The following is a 253-nucleotide window of genomic DNA, read 5'->3' as shown; positions in this document are numbered from 1 at the left end:
CGTGAAACGTGTTCACGTACACCGGAAAGAACACGCCCAGCGCGACGAGAAACACCTTCGCTTCCTCTTCGATGCCGAACCAGAGGATCACGAGCGGAATCATCGCGAGCGCGGGAATGTTGCGGATCATCTGGATGGTCGAATCGAGCGCGGTTTCGACCGGCTTGAACAGGCCCGTGGCGAGTCCGAGCGCGAGACCGATGCCGCCGCCGATCGCGAAACCCGAGACCGCGCGCCACGTACTCACGCGCAC

Annotated in this window: 1 pseudogene; it reads right to left on the bottom strand. The window is 62.8% G+C overall.

Annotated features, from left to right (window positions below):
• Positions 1–253, bottom strand: a pseudogene (locus SB751_RS33170) (ABC transporter permease); the annotation flags it as partial.

The organism is Cupriavidus sp. SIMBA_020, assembly GCF_046535395.1.
In the GTDB taxonomy this organism is placed as follows: domain Bacteria; phylum Pseudomonadota; class Gammaproteobacteria; order Burkholderiales; family Burkholderiaceae; genus Cupriavidus; species Cupriavidus campinensis.
Note: the sequence above shows the minus strand (reverse complement) of the source record. Positions and strands in the feature narration are given on the sequence as shown.